The following is an 18,950-nucleotide window of genomic DNA, read 5'->3' as shown; positions in this document are numbered from 1 at the left end:
CTTTGGAGCAAAGAAAGACGGGTCGAGCAGAAACCCAACTCTGCTTGAAAGATATCTGGGCCATCCGAGTAAGGCTTCAAATTGCAGAATGAGCGCGGGATCCGGCTCTCTTTGATCTAGCCGGGACAGGCTAAGGTTTGACCATTTGGGTCGACTCTAGTGAGCCACCGCGACAGCGGCAGTCTTCGTAATATCACGCTCATGCAGGCCACCACCCAGCGCTTTGTACAGCGCCACCCGATTGGTGATTTCCGCGCGGCGCAGCTCCAGCAGCGCCTGCTGCACAGCGTGCAACTGGCGCTGGGCATCGAGCAGTTCCAGGCGGCCGTCGACGCCGGCACGGTAGCGCAGGTCGGACAGTCGTAGGCGCCGCTCGGCAGCGGTCACAGCGCGCATTTGCGCCTCGATCTGATGGTCGAAGGTAGCCGTTCCCGCCAGCGCATCGGCCACTTCGCGGAAGGCCGTCTGGATGGCGCGCTCGTACTGGGCGACCGCCTCGGATTTGCGCACCTCGGCCAGGCGCAGTTCGGCGCGCAGGCGCCCGCCCTGGAACAGCGGCTGGGAAATCTGCGGGGCGAAGCGCCAGACCTGCCGGGCCGGGTCGAACAGGCCACCGAGGGAGGTGCTGGCGTAACCGAACGACGCGGTCAGGGAAATCTGCGGGAAGAATGCCGCCCGCGCCGCGCCGATATCGGCATTGGCAGCCACCAGCATCTGCTCGGCCTGACGCAGATCCGGCCGGCTCAGCAGAAGGTCGGCCGGCAACCCGGCTGGCAGACGTGCGACCGACGGCTGGCGCTCCAACGGCAAAGCAGGTGGCAGGTCGCCCGGCAGCTCACTGCCAACTAGCAGCTGCAGGGCATTGTCCGCCTGCGCCTGGGCGCGGCGACGCGCCTCCAGGTCGGCTTCGGCCAGGGCCACCTGCCCTTCGGCCTGGGCCACGTCCAGGCTGCTGCTCTGCTCGGCCTGCTTGAGCAGGCGCGCCAGCTCCAGCGACTGTTGCCAGTCGGCCAGGGTGCGCTCGGTGAGCTGCAGTTGCTCGTCAGCCAGGCGCTGGGCGAAGTAGGCCTCGGCTACCGCACCGACCAGAGCGATCTGCGCCGCGTCGCGCCCCTGCTCACTGGCCAGGTAGCGCGCCAATGCGGCATCGGAGAGTGCCCGTACACGGCCGAACAAATCGATTTCGAAGGCGCTGAGGGCGACGTTCACCCCAGTCTGCTGGTTCACTTCATGGTTGGCGCGATCATTGGCATCAGTGTTTAGGACGCGTTCGCGCGTGCTCGTTGCGTCCAACTCAACGGCCGGCAAGCGCGCGGCGCGCTGAATGTTCGCCTGCGCCTGCACCGCCTCGACGTTGAGGGTGGCCAGGCGCAGGTCGCGGTTATTGGCCAGCGACAGGGCGATCAGCCGTTGCAGGCGCGGATCGCCGAACATCGCGCGCCAGCCCAAGGCACTGGGCGGCAGCATCGAGGCCGGTGTGGTAGCGCCCATGGCAAAGCGCGCCGGCACGGGTGCGGCCGGGCGCTCCAGGGTCGGCGTCAGCGAGCAGGCGCCGAGGCAGGCGAGCAGCGGCAGGATCAGGAACAGGCGCATCAGGGGTTCTCCCGGGTCAGCGCGGCACTGCCACGCTGCGCACGCCAGGCGCTGAAGCGCTCCTGCGTGCCGATGACGAAGACGAAAAAGGCCGGCACGAAGAACACCGCCAGCAAGGTACCGCTGAGCATGCCGCCGAACACCCCGGTGCCGATGGCGTGCTGGGTTTCGGCGCTGGCACCGGACGCCAGCATCAGCGGCACCACACCGAGGGTGAAGGCCAGCGAGGTCATCAGGATCGGCCGCAGGCGCAGGCGCGCAGCGGTCACGGCGGCGTCGATCAGCGTGCGCCCCTCGGCATGCAACTGGCGGGCGAACTCGACGATGAGAATGGCGTTCTTCGCAGACAGGCCGATGATGGTGATCATGCCCACCTTGAAGAACACATCGTTGGGCATGCCGCGCAACATCACCGCGGCTACCGCGCCGAGCAGGCCCAGCGGCACCACCAGCATCACCGATAGCGGGATCGACCAGCTCTCGTACAGCGCCGCCAGCACCAGAAACACCACCAGTGCCGACAACAGCATCAGCAGCGGTGCCTGCGCCGCCGACTGGCGTTCCTGCAATGACGCCCCCGTCCAGGCTGCGGCATAGCCCTTTGGCAACTTCGCCACCAGGCGTTCCATTTCGGCCATCGCTGCGCCACTGGATACGCCGGGAGCCGCTCCTCCGGAAATACGTACCGCCGGGAGGCCCTGGAAACGCAGCATCTGCTGCGGTGATTCGCTCCACACCGGCGTCACCACCTCGCGCAGCGGCACCATGCCGCCGCTGACGTTGCGAACGCGCAGGCCGAGCACGTCGTCCAGTTGCATGCGCGCGGGGGCGTCGGCCTGCAGGATGACCTGCTGCATGCGTCCGGCATTGGGGAAATCGTTGACGTACAGCGAGCCCATGGCCGCCGACAGCGTGCTGCTCACGGCCGCGAAGGAAAGGCCCATGGCCTCGGCCTTCTCCCGGTCGATCTCCAGACGGATGCTCTCGCCGGACGGCAAGCCATCGGGGTAGACATCGCTGACCACCGCGCTCTGCGCGGCCAGTTCCAGCAGTTGTGCCTGCGCGGCCAGCAATGCAGCTTCGCCACGGTTGGCACGATCCTGCAGGATCATGGTGAAACCGGAGGACGTGCCCAACTCGTCGATGGCCGGAGGCATCAAGCTCATCACCGTGCCTTCGACGTTGTCGGCCATGGCCTGCTGCGCCAGCGCGGCCTCTTCGGCGGCCGTTGCGCCATCACGCTGATCCCAGTCCTTGAGCATGGTGAAGGCCATGGCCGCGTTGGGGCCGGAGCCGGCGAAGCTGAAACCCTGTACCACCAGGTTGGCGTCCAGCCCCGGGCGCGAGGCGACGTGGGCCTCGTAGGCCTTGACCACGTCCAGCGTGCGCTCGCTGGTAGCGCCGGTGGGCAGCTGGATGGAAGTCATGAAGTAGCCCTGATCCTCCTCGGGCAGGAACGAAGACGGCAATTGCGTGGCAGCGGCTGCCAGTACCGCACAAAGCACGGCGAAGACCGCCATCATTCGTCCGCTGCGCCCGACCAGGCGTGCTACCCGCGCGCCGTAGCTCGCGGTGAGACGTTCGAAGCCGCGGTTGAAGGCGCCGAAGAAGCCACGTTTTTCATGATGGTCGGCGCTCACCGGGCGCAGCAGCGTGGCGCAGAGTGCAGGCGTAAGGCTCAGGGCGAGGAAAGCCGAGAACAGGATCGACACTGCCATTGACAGGGTGAACTGCTGGTAGATCACCCCCACCGAGCCGCTGCCAAAGGCCATGGGGATGAACACGGCGGTGAGCACCAGGGTGATGCCGATCACCGCGCCGGTGATTTCCTGCATCGCCCGTGAGGTGGCTTCTTTCGGCGACAGCCCCTGGGTTGCCATCAGCCGTTCGACGTTCTCCACCACCACGATGGCATCGTCGACGATGATGCCGATGGCCAGCACCATGCCGAACATGGTCAGCGAGTTGATCGAGAACCCCGCCAGCAGCATCACAGCGAAGGTGCCGAGCAGTGCGATGGGCGCGACGATGGCCGGGATCAGTGTGTAGCGCAGGTTCTGCAGGAACAGGAACATCACCAGGAACACCAGCACCATGGCCTCGAACAGGGTGTAGATCACCTTCTCGATGGACACCTTGACGAAGGGCGCGGTGTCGAACGGCACCGAGTAGGCCATGCCGGCCGGCATGCTCGGCGCCAGTTCGGCCAGGCGCTCGCGCACGGCTGAAGCGGTGCGCACGGCGTTGGCCCCAGGCGACAACTGGATCGCGGCACTGGTCGCCGCCACGCCGTTCTCGCGGTTGGAGAAGGCGTAGGACTCAGCGCCCAGCTCGATCCGAGCCACGTCGCCGAGCACCACCTTGGCGCCATCGGCGCCAGCGCGCAGGACGATGGCGGCGAACTGTTCCGGCGTGCTCAGCTGTCCTTGCACGGTCAGCGGCACGGTCAGGCGTTGACCGGGCAATGCTGGCTCGTCGCCGATCCGGCCGGGGGCGATTTGCGCGCTCTGCTGCTCGATGGCCTGTGCCAGTTCGTTCATGGTCAGGCCGTAGGCCGTGAGCTTGTTCGGATCGACCCAGACCCGCATGGCCTGCTCGGCGCCGAACAGTTGCACACGCCCCACGCCGTCGATACGACGCAGCTCCTGGACGATATTGCGTGCCAGATAATCGTTGAGGGCAACCTCATCGAACTGGCCGTTGGGCGAGGTCATGCCGACCATCATCAGAAAGCTCGAGGCGGCGGACTCCACCTGCAGGCCGTTCTGCCTTACGGCCTGGGGCAGGCGTGGCTCGACGGCCTTAACGCGGTTCTGCACGTCCACCTGAGCCAGCTCCGTATCGGTGCCCGGCTTGAAGGTGGCCGTGATCTGCGCGGAGCCCGAGGTATCCACCGAGGACTCGAAGTACAACAGGTTCTTCACCCCCGACAGCTCGCGCTCGACCAGGCTCACCACCGAGTCGTTGAGCGTCTGCGGGGTGGCCCCCGGATAGCTTGCGTAGAGGGTCACCGACGGCGGCGCCACCGACGGATATCGGGCGATGGGCAATTGCGGGATGGCGATGACGCCGCCCAGCACGATGAACAGGGCGATCACCCAGGCAAACACTGGGCGGTTGATGAAAAACTGCGGCATGACAGCTTCTCCGGACTCAGCGCGCGACAGCGCTGAGCTGTTCGTGGTTGGTGGCGGGCTGCCAGGGGCGTGTGGCGACCTGGGCGTCGGGACTCAGGCGTTCGATCCCCTCGACCACCACCTGCTGTCCGGCGTTGACTCCGGACACCACGCGGTAGTGACGCTCGACCAGTTCACCGAGCTCGATGGGCACCGGGCGTACCCGGCCCTGAGCATCCACCACCCACACGCTGGCCTGGCCCGCGCTGCGGGTCACCGCCTGCTGCGGCACGCTGACAGCGGCGGGGTAATGAGCTCGCGGAATCCGCGCCTGCACGTAGAGACCGGGCAGCAGGCGGCGTTGCGGGTTGTCCACCAGTATCCGCAGCAGAACGTCGCCGGTTCCGGCATCCACCTCAACGCCAGAAAACAGGACGCGCCCGCGCATGCCCAGCGGTTTGCCGTCGCTGCCCAGGATGTCCACGCTCAGTTCCGGCGACGCCTCACCAGCCCGCTGACGCAGCGCGTCCAGCACTGAAGCGGGCTGGCGCACATCGACGTACACCTGGTCGATTTGCTGAATGCGCGCCATGGGCGTGGCATCGCTCGGCGACACCAGTGCGCCTTCGCTGACGAGCGCCTGGTCGATCCGCCCGGCAATCGGCGCCTCGACGCTGGCGAACTGCAGGTCCAGCTTGCGCCGAGCCAGCGTTGCCCGGGCCTGGGCAACATCGGCGGCGGCCTGCTCACGCAGCGCCACGGCATCGTCATACACCTGGCGGCTGACCGCCTCTGCGCGCATCAATGGGTTGAGGCGCTCGGCCTGCACGCGCGCCCGCGCCAAGACTGCCTTGGCACGCTGCAAGGCCGCGGAGGCGCTATCGACTTCGGCCTTGAACGGCGCCGGGTTGATCTGGAACAGCACGGTACCGGCCTTGATCTCGGCGCCCTGCTCGAACAGACGACGCTGCACGATGCCGCCGATCTGCGCGCGAATCTCGGCGCTGCGTACGGCTGCCACGCGCGCGGGGAGAACCTCGTTGATGGCCAGCTCGTGCGCTTGCAGTTTCAGTACCGACACCTGGACAGGCGCCGGTGCTGCGGTTTCCTGTGGCGCCGCATCGCAACCTGCCAGAGCCAATACGGCAAGTCCTGCGAACACGACGCCCAGAGGCCGCTGTTTACTGCCCATAACCCACTCCTCGTTGCACGCTACGCCCAGGCCGACCTGATGTCGGCCGGGAGCTGATCGAGGCTGCAGTCTGGGGCGTGGCTATTGCGAATGATTCGAGGCTTTGTGGAGAAAGCATGGAGAGCGCTATAAAATTCGGCGTCACCGTCTGCGAGACTGTTCATGGCCGATCTTAATGCGCGCACCAGCCTTACCTCCCACGCCTCGGCACTGGTGCTGATCGCCGAGGACGAGGCAGAGATCGCCGACATCCTCATCGCCTATCTGCAACGTAGCGGTTTGCGCACCCAGCATGCTTGCGATGGCCACCAGGCATTGGCCATGCACCAGACGCTCAAGCCGGATCTGTTGCTGCTGGACGTTCAGATGCCCCATCTCGATGGCTGGCACGTGCTCAGCGAAATCCGCTCCCGTGGCGATACGCCGGTGATCATGCTCACCGCGCTCGACCAGGACATCGACAAGCTGATGGGGCTGCGCCTGGGCGCCGACGACTACGTGGTCAAACCCTTCAACCCGGCCGAGGTGGTGGCACGTGTTCAGGCGGTGCTGAGGCGCACGCGGGCGAGCGCGCCGGCCGCCACCCGGATCCTGCGCGTCGGCGCCTTCCAGATCGACCTGGACAGCCATGAAGCCAGCGTGCAGCAGCATGGCCAAACACACACACTGGATCTGACTCTGACCGAGTTCAAACTGCTGGCCTGCCTGATGCGCGCGCCGAAACGGGCGTTCAGCCGTGCCGAACTGTTGGTCAACTGCCTGCCCGAAGGTGACACCCAGGAACGCACCGTGGACAGCCACATCAGCAAACTGCGCAAGAAGCTTGAAGCGCACGATATCCAGGGCGTGCCGGCCAGTGTCTGGGGCGTGGGCTATCGCTTCGGCAGCGACGCATGAAGCCGGCAACCGGACTGCGCCGGCAGTTCATCCAGTCCCTGGCGGTGATGGCGCTGAGCATCATTTTCATCGCCGTGTTCGGCTCCTACGTTTTCTATGCCATCGCTACGGCTTACATGCCGGGCAGCATCTCGGATACCTGGGTGCCCTCGCGGGTAGAGATGATCTGGATTGGCTGCACCATTGCCGCCGCACTGGGCATGGCAGTGTTCGTCGCCATCCGCCTGTCGCGGCGCCTGATCACCCCGCTGAACTCGGTGGCACACAGCCTGCGCGAAGTGGCCCAGGGCAATCTCACGGCACGCGCACCGCTGGACGAGCAGGCCACGGGCGAGACAGCGCAACTGGTACGCGACTTCAACCTCATGGCCGAGCGCCTGCAGTGCATGACCCGCGAGCGCGAATTCTGGAACGCAGCCATCGCCCACGAGCTGCGCACACCGGTGACAATTCTGCGCGGCCGCCTGCAGGGCCTGGCAGAAGGCGTGTTCGATCCCAGCAATGAGCTGTTCGAAGGCCTGCTACGCCAGGTGGAGGGACTCAACCGTTTGATCGAAGACCTGCGCGTGCTGAGTCTCAGGGATAGCGGCCACCTGGATATACAGCGCACCAGCGTCCGTCTGGCCGATGAACTCGGCACTGTGCTACGGGCCTTCGCCGAGCCGATGGCAGCCAAGGGCTTCCACCTACACGACGAACTGGATGCCAACTTGCTAGTGGAGTGTGATGGGCTACGCATCCGTCAGGCGCTGATGGCTTTGCTGGAGAACGCACTGCGCCATGCCGATCCGGGCAACCTGCGAGTGCGTCTGCAAAAGGTCGGCGACGACTGTCAGTTGAGCGTGGAAGACGATGGCCCCGGCATTGATAGCGAACTGACCAGAGAGATCTTCGAGGCCTTTCGTCGTGGCGATCCTTCGCGCTCTCGAAAAAGCGGCGGTAGTGGCCTGGGGCTCGCCGTGGTCAAAGCTATCGCAGAGGCCCATGGTGGTCAGGCGATATGCCAGGCATCTGGAATGGGAAGTTTGTTCATTGTTTCTTGGCCGGTAAGCAAGCCGGTTGCTCAGACATAGTCTCTTGACCAAATGTCCGCAATTGGCCGATTGCAGCCAAAAGCAACAGGTCACACCGGGCGGATAGTCGCCTCTCGCAATTGCCCCCTCCGGGCCGCATGAACCGGGCCAGACGGCCCGGCGAGAAAGAATCTGCGTTCCCACACATGCGGAGGCTTTGGGAAACTTCCTACTCGCCTATGGCGTTGCGGTCCTACAAGCTCCCTGCGTAGGGTTTCGCCCGCCGCGGATTTGCCGCGGTCAGGTGTGGAAGCCTGATTACCGTAATACGCCATAGCAGAGCTCATCAGGCCATCAAAGCCGGGAGAGTTCTGGCGGTCTGTGGCGGACTGTGCAAGGCAGGCTTCGGCCTGGCCGGCCTTACGGTATCCCGGTCTTCCACCCTTGCACGGTCCGCCTCCCTTTCTCCCGGGGGCGGCTTCTTGAATGCATGCAAGGAGCACAGCATGAACCCTGCCCTTTCCTTCCCCTCCGATTCCGCCCTGATTCCTTCCGTCTTCCTCCGTCATCACCGGCAACTGCGCGCGGTGCTGATCGAGGACCAGGCCTGGTTCGCCGGGCGCGACCTGGCGCGCCTGACCAACAGCCACATCACCGAGCGCATCGTCCACAAGCTGGATGCCGACCAGCACCGCAAGGCGGTTCTGCAAAACAGCTGTGGCGAATGCGAGGAGGAACTGCTGATCAGCGAAAGCGGCGTCTACGCGCTGCTGATGGTCAACTTCTACCACCCGGAAAACCGCAGCCTGCGCCAGTGGCTGACCAACGAAGTGCTGCCGATGCTGCGCAACGCCCAGCAGCACAACCCGCACCTGCCGCGCCGGCGCATGGCCCCGGCGCTGGGCCGTGAACTGGGGGTGCTGGAGTGGCAGGGCCAGGTCTGGGTTCGCCTGGACGATGCGGTGCGAATGATGGCGACCAGCGCCTGATCGGGTCGCTCGCCCGGGCGTGTTTCTTTCGCCACCCGGGCTCCTGTATACGTAGTCGCCTTTGCACACGACGAGAACAGTGATGACGGAATCCCCCTCGCCCAGCGCCGAGGCTGCGGCGGCAAGCCGAGCGCCGGTCGGCCTCTTCGAAGCCTTCCTGTTCTGGCTGAAGCTGGGCTTCATCAGCTTCGGCGGCCCGGCCGGGCAGATCGCGATCATGCACCAGGAGCTGGTGGAGCGCCGCCGCTGGATCAGCGAAAAGCGCTTCCTGCATGCGCTCAACTACTGCATGGTGCTGCCCGGCCCGGAGGCCCAGCAGCTCGCCACCTACATCGGCTGGCTGATGCACCGAACCTGGGGCGGCGTGATCGCCGGGGGGCTGTTCGTGCTGCCCTCGCTGTTCGTGCTGATCGGCCTGTCGTGGCTCTACGTCGCCTTCGGCGAGGTGCCGGTGGTGGCCGGGTTGTTCTACGGCATCAAGCCGGCGGTCACCGCCATCGTCGTCCACGCGGCGCATCGCATCGGCTCCCGCGCGCTGAAGAATGGCTGGTTGTGGGCGATAGCCGCGGCCTCCTTCGTGGCCATCTTCGCGCTCAACCTGCCGTTCCCGCTGATCGTGCTGGCGGCCGCCGTTATCGGCTACATCGGGGGGCGCCTGCTACCCGGCAAGTTCGCCCTCGGCGGCGGCCATGGCGCGGCGAAAGCCAGCTACGGCCCCGCGCTGATCGACGACGACACGCCAACGCCCGAGCACGCGCGTTTCCGCTGGTCGCTCCTGCTGCGCCTGTGCGTGATCGGTGCCGCGCTCTGGCTGCTGCCCATGGGCCTGCTGGCGGCCGCGTTCGGCTGGCAAGGGACGCTGACGCAGATGGGCTGGTTCTTCACCAAGGCCGCCCTGCTCACCTTCGGCGGCGCCTACGCGGTGCTGCCCTACGTCTACCAGGGCGCGGTCGGCCACTACGGCTGGCTGTCGCCGACGCAGATGATCGACGGCCTGGCCCTGGGCGAAACCACGCCGGGCCCGCTGATCATGGTGGTGGCCTTCGTGGGCTTCGTCGGCGGCTACGTGCACCCGATGTTCGGCGCCGACCACCCGTTCCTCGCCGGAGCCGTCGCCGCCAGCCTGGTCACCTGGTTCACCTTCCTGCCGTCGTTCCTGTTCATCCTCGCCGGCGGCCCGCTGGTGGAATCGACGCACAACGAGCTGAAGTTCACCGCGCCGCTCACCGGCATCACAGCCGCGGTGGTCGGGGTGATCCTCAACCTGGCGCTGTTCTTCGGCTATCACGTGCTCTGGCCGCAAGGTTTCTCCGGCGCCTTCGACTGGCCCTCGGCACTGATCGCCGTCGCGGCGGCGGTTGCGCTGTTCCGCTTCAAGCGGGGCGTGATTCAAGTGCTGTTCGCCTGTGCGCTGGCGGGGTTGGCGGTGCATTTGCTGCGGGGTTGAGTCGCTCAGCCCCACCCCAGCGTGACGGCGCAAAGCACTGCATAGCGCGTAGCCTTGGCCAGCGTGACGATCAGCAGGAAGCTCCACATCGGCTCGCGCATCAAGCCGGCGACCACGGTGAGCGGGTCGCCGATCACCGGCGCCCAGCTGAGCAGCAGCGACCAGCGGCCGTAGCGATGGTAAGTGCCCTGAACCTTGGCCAGCCGCTCGGGGGAAACAGGGAACCAGCGCTTGCCCTGCCAGTGTTCCAGGTAGCGCCCGAGCACCCAGTTCACGACCGACCCGGCGACATTGCCGAGCGTGGCCACGAGCAAGAGCGCAAGCGCCGGATGCTGCTTGGCGAGCAGCAGCGCCACCAGCACCGCCTCCGATTGCAACGGCAGCAAGGTCGCGGCGCCGAAAGCCGAGGCGAACAGCCCCAGGTATCCACTCGTTTCCCACATACGGAATCAGCCGCCCGCCCCGATGCCCTCGCGAGCCGTTTCGAGTTGTCGACCGTCGACGATGCCTGACATTGGCGAACCTCAGAGGTACTTGGTGATCTGTTTGAACTCGTCCAGCGGCACTCGCTCGCCGCGGCCCAGCGCGCCGACGCTGTCTTCCAGGCAATGGTCGATGTGATCCTGGATCAGCGTGCGCTTGGCCTGGCAGACGGCCTTTTCCACCGCATGAAGCTGCTGGGCGATATCCACGCAGGCGCGTTCGTTCTCGATCATCGCGACGATGCTGCGCAGGTGCCCTTCCGCGCGCTTCAGGCGCTTGATGATGGCGGCGTGCGTCTGGTGGGTATGGGGATGGTCGGTCTTGCTCATGGGCGAAGTCCCTGTCGGTAGACGATGGGCGAGTATCCCCCAGGATGGGATACCTCATGCAACCCGGTGCGGCTCAGAGCAGCTCGATGCCGAAGCGCCGCACGAACAGGGCGAACAGCCCGAAGCAGGCCATCGTGAGGACGATGCAGCCAAGCAGCGTCGGCCAGAAACCCCAGCGCGGCAGCATCAGCGGAAAGGCCAGGAACATCGGCAGCGTCGGCACCACGTACCAGAAGGTGTACCAGGCGTGGTTGGCGATCTTCTCCTGGCTTTGCTGCTCGACGTACAGCCAGATCAGCGTCAGCACCGTCACCAGCGGAAGCGCCGCCACCAGGCCGCCCAGCTTGTCGCTGCGCTTGGCCAGCTCGGAGACGAGGACCACGATTCCGGCGGTCAGGATGTACTTGGTGATGAGCCATGCCATGGCAGCTCCCGCACGAGCGCCGAGGCGGTCGATCCGCTTCGGAACGCTGGCGATAATATCCTCCCCAGGGGGATATGACCAGACTACACCCAACGCGCCAAGCGACCGTTTGCTGCCACGCCGGACGAAGAAGCGAAGACGGGGACGGATTCACTCAATCGCTCTAGTCCCGACCTCCCAGGCAGCACGAGGGGGAAAAACGAATCCGCCCCCTTCTCGTCCCTGCGAGCGTCGGCAGCCCGTACGTCAATCCAAAATCCAGGGCCGGTTACAAGGGGTATAACTAGCGGAGCAAAAGCTGGAGCGCCGCGGACAGGCGCCCCAAAGGCAGCGCCTGGCAAGCCCAGGGAGCCTGCCAGTCACAGGAGCACGGCAAACGTGCGCAAGGCTCGCTTGGGGCTGCCGCCGGCAACGACCGTCCCAGTTGTGTGTTTCCCGATTGCCCGCGCCAGGTTCGCCCTGGCCTGATCGGCGCCTGTGGCGCGGAGCGATGCGATGGGTTCCAGTGCACGATGGGCTCGCAAGAGCCTGCTTGGCTGCATCGGGTTGGCCGTGCTGGTCGCCCCCCTGTGCGCCGGCGCCCAGTTCAAGTGCCAGGCCAAGGACGGAACCCTCAGCTACTCCAGCCACGCCATCGCCCACGCCCACTGCACGCGCCAGGCTGGCAAGGCGAGCGCCGCTGTCGGCGCCAAGGCAAAGGCCCGGCCAAAGCTTGCGCGGGACGACACCCCAGGCCCGGGGCGGATTCGCGTGTACACGTTCGTCTACAAGGGTGTTCGCCAGTACGTGAGCCGGCGCCCCGTCGGGATCTCCGCGCGGGTCGATGTGCTAGAGGTCAAATACATCAAGGGCTGCTACCTGTGCGCGGCGCCGAAGGGCTTCAACGTCGCCTCAGTGCGCCTGGATACCCGCTCCTATCGGCGCGAGATCGAGGCCGCCTCGGGTCACTACGGTGTCGACAGCGCGCTGGTCCGCGCAGTGATGCATGCCGAATCGGCGTTTCAACCCAACGCCGTTTCCGAAAAAGGCGCCCAGGGGTTGATGCAGTTGATGCCCGCCACCGCCGAGCGCTTCGCCGTGGACGATCCGTTCGATGCGCGGCAGAACATCCGTGGCGGCGTGCGCTACCTGGCCTGGCTGCTCAAGCGCTTCAACGGCAACCAGACGCTGGCGTTGGCCGGCTACAACGCCGGCGAAGCGTCCGTAGCCGAGTACAACGGGGTGCCGCCCTACGCCGAGACGCAATCCTACGTCTCCCTCGTGCAGTCCTTGACCGAGCGCTACCGCAGGCAGCGCTGATCACGGGGCGCACAAGAAAAGCGGGCGTAATTGCGCTGACTCGATCGCCCGCCTGCATTCCTCCGGACCAAGCATTTGCATTCACGCTGACCACCGCTCGCATAGGGCTTGACCAGTCGCACCGTAGTAGCTACCGGCTGCAACCTACCCGAAGCGGACGGTCCCGACGGGTCAACTGCTGCCTTGGCGGCGACGTTGGTCAGCACGGTAGAACTGTCGAATGGCCACGGTAACGCCGAGGAAAAGGGTTGCTGTCCCCAGCGCCTCCAGTGGCGATGGCCAGCGATGCTGGATGAGGAGACCGAAGGTGGTGGCGTAGAGCGTTTCGCTGGCAATCAACTGCCCGCCCAGCGCTAGAGGAATGCTCCGCGTCGCGATCGACCAAGCCCAGGCTCCTCCGAGGGTTGCCCCCAGCCCCTGAACCAGGCCACAGAAAAGCACCGCCGAGGTTCCTTTCAGAGCGCCGCCGTGGCTCACGAAACTGGACAGCTTCAGGTACAGCCCCACGGGCAGGAATGCGGCCATTTCGATGCTGCACGTCAGGATGAGCAGTGCCGACCAGAGCAACGGATCCATACCCGGTCGCGTGCTGAGGGCTCGCTCGTTTAGCAGACCGAAGGCGGTCCAGAATCCGATCGCCAGCAGGGAAATCAAGATGCCCACCAGTACCATCGCCGCGGGCTGCGAGGCTTGCCCATCGGCGCGCTCGAAACTGCTGGCATTGACCATCATGATGCCCAGCGCGCCCAGCAGCAGTGGGGCCGCAATGCTGCGCCAGGGAATCGCCTGGCTACGCAGATTGCCGGCGATGGCCAGGACTATGGGCACACAACCCAGCATGACCGGTGGAATGACCGGTCCGGCGGCGATAACGGCACTGGTGATCAGGAAGAAGTAACCGATGTAGCCCAGGAAGCCCAGCAGGCCGACCGTCAGCCAGTCGCCAAGCGTCAGAGTCGTCAACTGTCGACGGAACCTTGCCAGCACACCTAGCGATCCCAGGCCGGCAAACGCGTAACTGACGACCGCCAGGTCAAAGGTGCTGTATTCCCCGATCAGGTTCGGCAACAGATAGAGCAACGACCAGGAAAAGGTGGCTGCGATGGCCGCGATCAACCCTCCTTTCATGTGCGTTGCTCCTCGTGAGGCTGGGACTGCAGCCACTGCCTGGCCATCTGCCGGGCCGTATCGAAAACTGCCGTCGAATCGCCGCGCGCGGCGCTGACGAAGCTGCCCTCCAGGAGCAGAAACAGACTCTCGGCGATCTGTCGCGGGGCGTTGAACTTCGCCTGCCTGGCCAAGGCAGCCAGTTGCTCGCGCACCCCCTCTTTGTGCCGCTCGACAGCCCGGAACACCGGGTGACTCATCGAGGAGAACTCAGCGGCACTGTTGACGAACAGGCAACCGCGATGGCTGTCGCGCTCGACATAGCCTTGGTAGAGATCGAAGAACGCCAGAAGTGCCTCCAGTGGATCGGGCAAGTCGTCACGCAGCTGCTCGACCCTCGCTCGCCAGAGGCGATCGCGCTCCTCCAGACAGGCCACGATCAGGGAGTCCTTGGATGGAAAGTGCCCGTAAAGCGTCATCTTGGTGACCCTGGCCCGAGCAGCAATGGCCGCTACCCCAGTGACATGCAGTCCCTGGCTCAGAAACAGCTCCAGGGCGGCGTTGATCAGTCGCTGGCGAGTCTCTTCCATGGTGGTTGGCCGTCGAATTGAGGGGAGGTGATGCGACTATACCGACCGGTAAGTACCGATCGCGCGCAAAAGCGACTACTCCCAAGTCGCCAGCGACACTGGCCACTGAACTGATGTTGCCGAGGATGCAGTGAAGGGCAGCCTGTGGCCGATTGGAGCCAGTCGCGAGTGGCTGCAACCGACCCAGGCTGTGTGAAAACGTCGTCCTCGCCTAGAGTTGCTGGAGCAACCTCAGCGGGGGCGGCGTATGAAGCGATTCATCGAAGAGGTGAGCCGGGCACAGGTCAGCTTACTTCCCGAATGCCTGGATGACTTCGTCGCCGAAGACAATCCGATCCGCGTAGTCGAAGCCTTCGTCGAGCAACTCGATCTGGTGGCCCTGGAGTTCGATGGGGCCACTCCTGCCGTAACTGGGCGACCGTCCTATCACCCCGCTGTACTGTTGAAGGTTTACATCTACGGTTACCTCAACCGCATCCAGTCCAGCCGTCGCCTGGAGCGCGAATGCCAGCGCAATCTCGAACTCATGTGGCTGACCGGGCGGCTGGCACCAGACTTCAAAACCATTGCCGACTTCCGACGCGACAACGGCAAAGCCATTCGCAATGTCTGCCGGCAGTTCGTCGTGCTGTGTCGCCAACTCGACTTGTTCTCCCAGTCGCTGGTGGCCATCGACGGCAGCAAGTTCAAAGCGGTCAACAACCGTGATCGCAACTTCACTCACGGCAAGCTGCGCGCCCGCATGGAGCAGATCGAAAAAAGCATCGAGCGCTATCTGGCGGCGATGGATACCGCCGACCGGACGCAATCCGATGTCGCCGAAGCCAAGGTCAGCCGCCTCCAGGACAAAATCGAGAAGCTCCGCCAGCAGATGCAGGCGCTCAAGGAGATGGAGCAGCAGCTACGCGAAGCACCAGATGGACAAGTCTCGCTCACCGATCCGGATGCTCGCTCCATGGCCACCAGCGGTAAAGGCACCGGCGTAGTCGGCTACAACGTGCAGACGGCGGTCGATACCCAGCATCACCTGATCGTTGCGCACGAAGTCACCAATGTCGGCCATGACCGTGCGGCGCTTGCCACGATGGCCGAGCAGGCTCGCGAAGCCACCGGTTCTGAAAGCCTCAGCGTCGTTGCCGATCGAGGCTACTTCAGCGGAGTGGAAATCCTCGCGTGCGAGCAGGCGGGCATCACGCCCTTCGTGCCCAAGCCGATGACTTCCAGCAGCAAAGCTGAAGGGCGCTTCGGTAAACAGGACTTCATCTACATAGCCGCTGATGACGAGTACCAATGTCCTGCTGGCCATCGTGCGATCAAGCGCTTCTCGACGGTGGAAGATGGCCTCGAGTTGGATGCTTACTGGAGCTCTGACTGTCCGGGCTGCTCAATACGTAGCAACTGCACCACCAGCAATTACCGCCGACTCAAGCGCTGGAAACACGAAGCAATCCTGGAGGCCATGCAGCAGCGGCTGGATCGCCAACCGGAGATGATGAGTGTGCGTCGACAGACCGTAGAGCATCCGTTTGGCACGCTCAAACATTGGATGGGCGCGACGCACTTTCTGACCAAGACGCTGCCTCGAGTCAGCACGGAAATGAGCTTGCATGTGCTTGCCTACAACCTCAAACGGCTGCTGAGCATTTTGGGCGTCAGCGGTGTCATTGAGGTACTGCGCGCCTGAGGCCGGCCATTTTCCTGCGTCTCTCCACCGCAAACTGCCGTAGATCGCCTCAGAAGACTCTGGCAGCGGTTAACAACCGGTGGTCGAGATAGTCGCATGTACTTTCGGGGCCCAATTCCAAATGCGATTCTGGCGCAAGCCCTTCGCTGTTTTCACACAGCCTGGACCCAAAGCCGACATCGCAGCTGTTCTGAGTTACACACCGAAGATGCTCTGCAATCCAGGAGGTGCAGGTGTTTGCTGCCAGATGCGATCGCTGGGATTTGGTGCTAGCGAAGCCGAACTGACTCTTCATCGAGGGACCACGCAACCGCGCGTCCTGCTCGAGGGAAATAGGCCTGTTTCGTTCTCTCATTTCATGACAGGAGACATGCGGTAGAGGAGAGCGTGGCAGCGGCGATAGGCGAATCCATTCGATGGTTTGGATTCAGCTGTGACGAGGGAAGTGGCTGCCTTCGTGCGTCTGGCAGTGTCGTATGAAGAGAGGAGCGTCACAGTTCATGCCGTCAAGAATTTGCGTGTTAGATCATCGCTACTAGGCTCTTGCCTGTCATAGCTGGGCTGGCCGCATTTACAAGACCGCAGTTGCCGTACCGTTCAAGGCTGCACCTTCACTCGTTGAGCGCCCACCCACCGGAAGTGCTGTGACTGTTACTTCAGCAGGGGATGCGCAATGAGCTATTTCAGTTCTCGTACGGTTTTCAAAGTCTGTGCAGCTCTTATAGCGTGGGGCATGGGGCTGATCGCTACCTCCGTTCATGCCGGTGGTATTTCCATCTACGAAGCCGGCCAGGAAGGCGCAGGCCTTGCCAACGCCGGCGCCGCCGCCCTGGCCACCGACCCCAGCGTGCTGATGAGCAACCCCGCTGGCATCGCCGAGCTCAAGGGCACGCAGATCAACACCAACGGCCAGCTGATCCTTGGCCACCTGAAGTTCTCCCGCGACAGCGACAACCAGTTCGACGGCAACGAAGGCGGCAACGCACTGAAGTACCTTCCCAGCGGGAGCTTCTTCGTCAGCCAGCAGATCAACGACAGCTCGGCCATCGGCTTTGGCATGTACAGCAATTTCGGCCTGGCCGTAGACTACGACGACGACTGGGCCGGCCGCTACTTCAGCCGGCGCGCGGCAGTCATCGGCATGTCCTTCCAGCCGACCCTGGCGCACAAGTTCACCGACAATCTCTCGGTCGGCATCGGCCCGCGCATCATGTACGGCTACTACCGCACGGAAGTGGCGGTCAATAACAACCTGCTCGGCCTGCGCGACGCCCCCGATGGCAAGCTGCAATACAAGGACACCGACGTCGGCACCGGGGTCAATCTCGGCCTGCTCTACCACGTCTCGCCGAGCACCCAGATCGGCCTCGCCTACACCAGCAAGGTCAAGCTGGAGTTCAAGGACAGCCCGTCCGTGCACGGTGTCACCAACCCGATCATCAATGCCGCCCTGCGCCGCGCCGACGTCGATTCGCTGGAGCTGGACATGAACGTCCCGCAGACCGTGCTGCTGAGCGTCGCGCATGACCTCGACCCGCAATGGAAGCTGCTCGGCAGCCTCGGTTGGCAGGACTGGAGCGACTTCGGCCAGATCGGCGTGGAGGTCGATGCCAACGCCGCCGGCGTCAGCCGTACTGTCGACCGCCAGTACAAGGACACCTGGCATGCCTCCATCGGCGCGCAATACCAGGCCACCAAACAGTGGCGCTGGAGCATGGGCCTGGGCTACGACAGCTCGGCCGTGGACGACAAGGACCGCACCGTCGACAACCCCATGGGCGAGACCTGGCGACTGGCCGCCGGGGTGAACTACCAGCTCGAGGAAGGCCTCGACCTGCACGCCGCCTACACCTTGGCGTGGCTGGGCAACATGGACGACGAACAGACCAAGGCGCGCTCCGGCGAAACGCTATCCGGCACCTACAAAAACGCTGCCCTGCACATCATCGGCGGCGGTGCCACCTGGCGTTTCTGAGGTGAGAGGACCTCCCTCGGCAGCAGCCCCGTACCACCCTCAGCAAGATGGACCACAAGGAGTTCCACTATGACGTTGAAGCCGCTAGCGGTAGTTCTATGCCTCGCCACCTTGGGGATGGCCGGGTGTGCCAGCAAGTACATCGAGCCCGAGGAGTACTCCGGGTTCCTGAAGAACTACCAGGTGCTGAAAGAAGAGAAATCCCCCTCCGGCGCGGCGGTAAGCCGCTGGATCAAGCCTGGCATCGACGTCAGCCAGTTCACCAGCGTCTATGTCGAGCCGAGCCAGCTCTACCCGCAGCCGCAGCCGACCGAGAAAATCCCGCAGAGCACGCTGGACGGCATCACCAAATACTACGATCAGGTGCTGCAGACCCAGTTCGCCAAGGCCTTGCCGCTGGCCAGCGGCCCTGGCCCGCACGTGCTCGTGGTGCGCCCGGCGATCACCGCGGTCAGCGCCAAGACCAAGAGCCTGCAACCCTACGAGGTGATCCCGATTGCCCTGATCGCCGCCGGCATCAGCACCGCCACCGGCATCCGCGACCAGGACACCACCATCGCCACCGAAGCGGCTTTCCTCGATGGCGGCAACAACGAAGTGGTCGCCCAGGTCGTGCGCAAGGGCGCGGGCGCCGAGTTGGATAACTCCTCCCAGGTCATGACCGCCAACGACGCTAAGGCCGTTCTCGATGGTTGGGCGCGCGACATGGTGAAGTCATTCGAATCGCTGAAAAAGTAACGGCAATCGCTGCCGACACGGACCCCGGCCGGAGCCATCGAGCGCCCCCGCCCCAAGGCAACCCCGACTCTCGA

The 18,950-nt window shown here is 64.5% G+C and carries 16 protein-coding genes; 8 read left to right on the top strand and 8 right to left on the bottom strand.

What is annotated here, in order from left to right; all coding sequences use genetic code 11:
- Window positions 1-156: 156 nt before the first annotated feature.
- Genes PKB_RS11315 through PKB_RS11305 form a run of 3 tightly spaced genes read right to left on the bottom strand, consistent with a single transcriptional unit; the run spans window position 157 to window position 5,901 of the window.
- Window positions 157-1,593, bottom strand: coding sequence for an efflux transporter outer membrane subunit (locus PKB_RS11315; RefSeq protein ID WP_043251778.1), 1,437 nt, complete (start codon window positions 1,591-1,593; stop codon window positions 157-159).
- A complete protein-coding gene (locus PKB_RS11310; protein WP_043251776.1) occupies window positions 1,593-4,730 on the bottom strand; it encodes a multidrug efflux RND transporter permease subunit in 3,138 nt (1,045 codons plus the stop codon). The genes PKB_RS11315 and PKB_RS11310 overlap by 1 nt, the downstream gene beginning before the upstream one ends.
- A 16-nt stretch (window positions 4,731-4,746) precedes the next feature.
- A complete protein-coding gene (locus PKB_RS11305; protein WP_043251773.1) occupies window positions 4,747-5,901 on the bottom strand; it encodes an efflux RND transporter periplasmic adaptor subunit in 1,155 nt (384 codons plus the stop codon).
- A gap of 162 nt (window positions 5,902-6,063) precedes the next feature.
- On the opposite strand from PKB_RS11305, the gene PKB_RS11300 reads away from it, so the two are divergent.
- The 4 genes from PKB_RS11300 (at window position 6,064) to chrA (ending at window position 10,247) form a co-directional block, all read left to right on the top strand.
- Complete coding sequence (locus PKB_RS11300; RefSeq protein WP_043251772.1) at window positions 6,064-6,798, top strand: response regulator; 735 nt, start codon at window positions 6,064-6,066, stop codon at window positions 6,796-6,798.
- Window positions 6,795-7,871 (top strand): ATP-binding protein, encoded by a 1,077-nt coding sequence (locus PKB_RS11295; protein WP_043251771.1) that lies wholly within the window; start codon window positions 6,795-6,797, stop codon window positions 7,869-7,871. The genes PKB_RS11300 and PKB_RS11295 overlap by 4 nt, the downstream gene beginning before the upstream one ends.
- A gap of 446 nt (window positions 7,872-8,317) precedes the next feature.
- Complete coding sequence (locus PKB_RS11290; protein WP_043251770.1) at window positions 8,318-8,800, top strand: BRO-N domain-containing protein; 483 nt, start codon at window positions 8,318-8,320, stop codon at window positions 8,798-8,800.
- A gap of 82 nt (window positions 8,801-8,882) precedes the next feature.
- On the top strand, window positions 8,883-10,247 hold the full coding sequence (gene chrA / locus PKB_RS11285; RefSeq protein ID WP_043251769.1) for a chromate efflux transporter: 1,365 nt from the start codon (window positions 8,883-8,885) through the stop codon (window positions 10,245-10,247).
- Between the two features lie 5 nt (window positions 10,248-10,252).
- On the opposite strand, the gene PKB_RS11280 is transcribed toward chrA, so the two are convergent.
- The 3 genes from PKB_RS11280 to PKB_RS11270 form a co-directional block, all read right to left on the bottom strand.
- Window positions 10,253-10,690: a YqaA family protein gene (locus PKB_RS11280; protein ID WP_043251768.1), complete on the bottom strand. Its 438-nt coding sequence runs from the start codon at window positions 10,688-10,690 to the stop codon at window positions 10,253-10,255.
- 81 nt (window positions 10,691-10,771) lie between these two features.
- Window positions 10,772-11,059 (bottom strand): metal-sensing transcriptional repressor, encoded by a 288-nt coding sequence (locus PKB_RS11275; RefSeq protein WP_043251767.1) that lies wholly within the window; start codon window positions 11,057-11,059, stop codon window positions 10,772-10,774.
- Between the two features lie 73 nt (window positions 11,060-11,132).
- On the bottom strand, window positions 11,133-11,483 hold the full coding sequence (locus tag PKB_RS11270; RefSeq protein WP_043251765.1) for a DUF3147 family protein: 351 nt from the start codon (window positions 11,481-11,483) through the stop codon (window positions 11,133-11,135).
- 495 nt (window positions 11,484-11,978) lie between these two features.
- Between PKB_RS11270 and PKB_RS11265 the strand changes: the two genes are divergently transcribed.
- On the top strand, window positions 11,979-12,782 hold the full coding sequence (locus tag PKB_RS11265; protein ID WP_043251763.1) for a lytic transglycosylase domain-containing protein: 804 nt from the start codon (window positions 11,979-11,981) through the stop codon (window positions 12,780-12,782).
- 171 nt (window positions 12,783-12,953) lie between these two features.
- Here PKB_RS11265 and PKB_RS11260 read toward each other — a convergent pair whose 3' ends face one another.
- Window positions 12,954-13,910: a DMT family transporter gene (locus PKB_RS11260; RefSeq protein WP_043251761.1), complete on the bottom strand. Its 957-nt coding sequence runs from the start codon at window positions 13,908-13,910 to the stop codon at window positions 12,954-12,956.
- Window positions 13,907-14,479: a TetR/AcrR family transcriptional regulator gene (locus tag PKB_RS11255; protein ID WP_043251759.1), complete on the bottom strand. Its 573-nt coding sequence runs from the start codon at window positions 14,477-14,479 to the stop codon at window positions 13,907-13,909. Before PKB_RS11255 ends, PKB_RS11260 begins: the two co-directional genes overlap by 4 nt.
- A gap of 247 nt (window positions 14,480-14,726) precedes the next feature.
- Here PKB_RS11255 and PKB_RS11250 point away from each other — a divergent pair, with 247 nt between their 5' ends.
- The 3 genes from PKB_RS11250 (at window position 14,727) to PKB_RS11240 (ending at window position 18,876) form a co-directional block, all read left to right on the top strand.
- Entirely contained in the window at window positions 14,727-16,163 is a 1,437-nt protein-coding gene (locus PKB_RS11250; protein WP_043251757.1) for an IS1182 family transposase, read from the top strand.
- Window positions 16,164-16,896: 733 nt separating this feature from the next.
- Complete coding sequence (locus tag PKB_RS11245; protein ID WP_242411218.1) at window positions 16,897-18,138, top strand: OmpP1/FadL family transporter; 1,242 nt, start codon at window positions 16,897-16,899, stop codon at window positions 18,136-18,138.
- 69 nt (window positions 18,139-18,207) lie between these two features.
- Window positions 18,208-18,876, top strand: coding sequence for a DUF3313 domain-containing protein (locus tag PKB_RS11240; protein WP_043251752.1), 669 nt, complete (start codon window positions 18,208-18,210; stop codon window positions 18,874-18,876).
- Window positions 18,877-18,950 lie beyond the last annotated feature (74 nt).

It is taken from the genome of Pseudomonas knackmussii B13, assembly GCF_000689415.1.
Classification (GTDB): Bacteria; Pseudomonadota; Gammaproteobacteria; order Pseudomonadales; family Pseudomonadaceae; genus Pseudomonas; species Pseudomonas knackmussii.
The sequence above is the reverse complement of the archived record's forward strand: the minus strand, read 5'-3'. Positions and strand labels throughout refer to the sequence as shown.

Bases quoted from the DNA above. Each gene is read 5' to 3' on its own strand.
- PKB_RS11315 (WP_043251778.1), bottom strand. From the start codon at position 1,593: ATGCGCCTGTTCCTGATCCTGCCGCTGCTCGCCTGCCTCGGCGCCTGC.
- PKB_RS11310 (WP_043251776.1), bottom strand. From the start codon at position 4,730: ATGCCGCAGTTTTTCATCAACCGCCCAGTGTTTGCCTGGGTGATCGCC.
- PKB_RS11305 (WP_043251773.1), bottom strand. From the start codon at position 5,901: ATGGGCAGTAAACAGCGGCCTCTGGGCGTCGTGTTCGCAGGACTTGCC.
- PKB_RS11300 (WP_043251772.1), top strand. From the start codon at position 6,064: ATGGCCGATCTTAATGCGCGCACCAGCCTTACCTCCCACGCCTCGGCA.
- PKB_RS11295 (WP_043251771.1), top strand. From the start codon at position 6,795: ATGAAGCCGGCAACCGGACTGCGCCGGCAGTTCATCCAGTCCCTGGCG.
- PKB_RS11290 (WP_043251770.1), top strand. From the start codon at position 8,318: ATGAACCCTGCCCTTTCCTTCCCCTCCGATTCCGCCCTGATTCCTTCC.
- chrA (WP_043251769.1), top strand. From the start codon at position 8,883: ATGACGGAATCCCCCTCGCCCAGCGCCGAGGCTGCGGCGGCAAGCCGA.
- PKB_RS11280 (WP_043251768.1), bottom strand. From the start codon at position 10,690: ATGTGGGAAACGAGTGGATACCTGGGGCTGTTCGCCTCGGCTTTCGGC.
- PKB_RS11275 (WP_043251767.1), bottom strand. From the start codon at position 11,059: ATGAGCAAGACCGACCATCCCCATACCCACCAGACGCACGCCGCCATC.
- PKB_RS11270 (WP_043251765.1), bottom strand. From the start codon at position 11,483: ATGGCATGGCTCATCACCAAGTACATCCTGACCGCCGGAATCGTGGTC.
- PKB_RS11265 (WP_043251763.1), top strand. From the start codon at position 11,979: ATGGGTTCCAGTGCACGATGGGCTCGCAAGAGCCTGCTTGGCTGCATC.
- PKB_RS11260 (WP_043251761.1), bottom strand. From the start codon at position 13,910: ATGAAAGGAGGGTTGATCGCGGCCATCGCAGCCACCTTTTCCTGGTCG.
- PKB_RS11255 (WP_043251759.1), bottom strand. From the start codon at position 14,479: ATGGAAGAGACTCGCCAGCGACTGATCAACGCCGCCCTGGAGCTGTTT.
- PKB_RS11250 (WP_043251757.1), top strand. From the start codon at position 14,727: ATGAAGCGATTCATCGAAGAGGTGAGCCGGGCACAGGTCAGCTTACTT.
- PKB_RS11245 (WP_242411218.1), top strand. From the start codon at position 16,897: ATGGGGCTGATCGCTACCTCCGTTCATGCCGGTGGTATTTCCATCTAC.
- PKB_RS11240 (WP_043251752.1), top strand. From the start codon at position 18,208: ATGACGTTGAAGCCGCTAGCGGTAGTTCTATGCCTCGCCACCTTGGGG.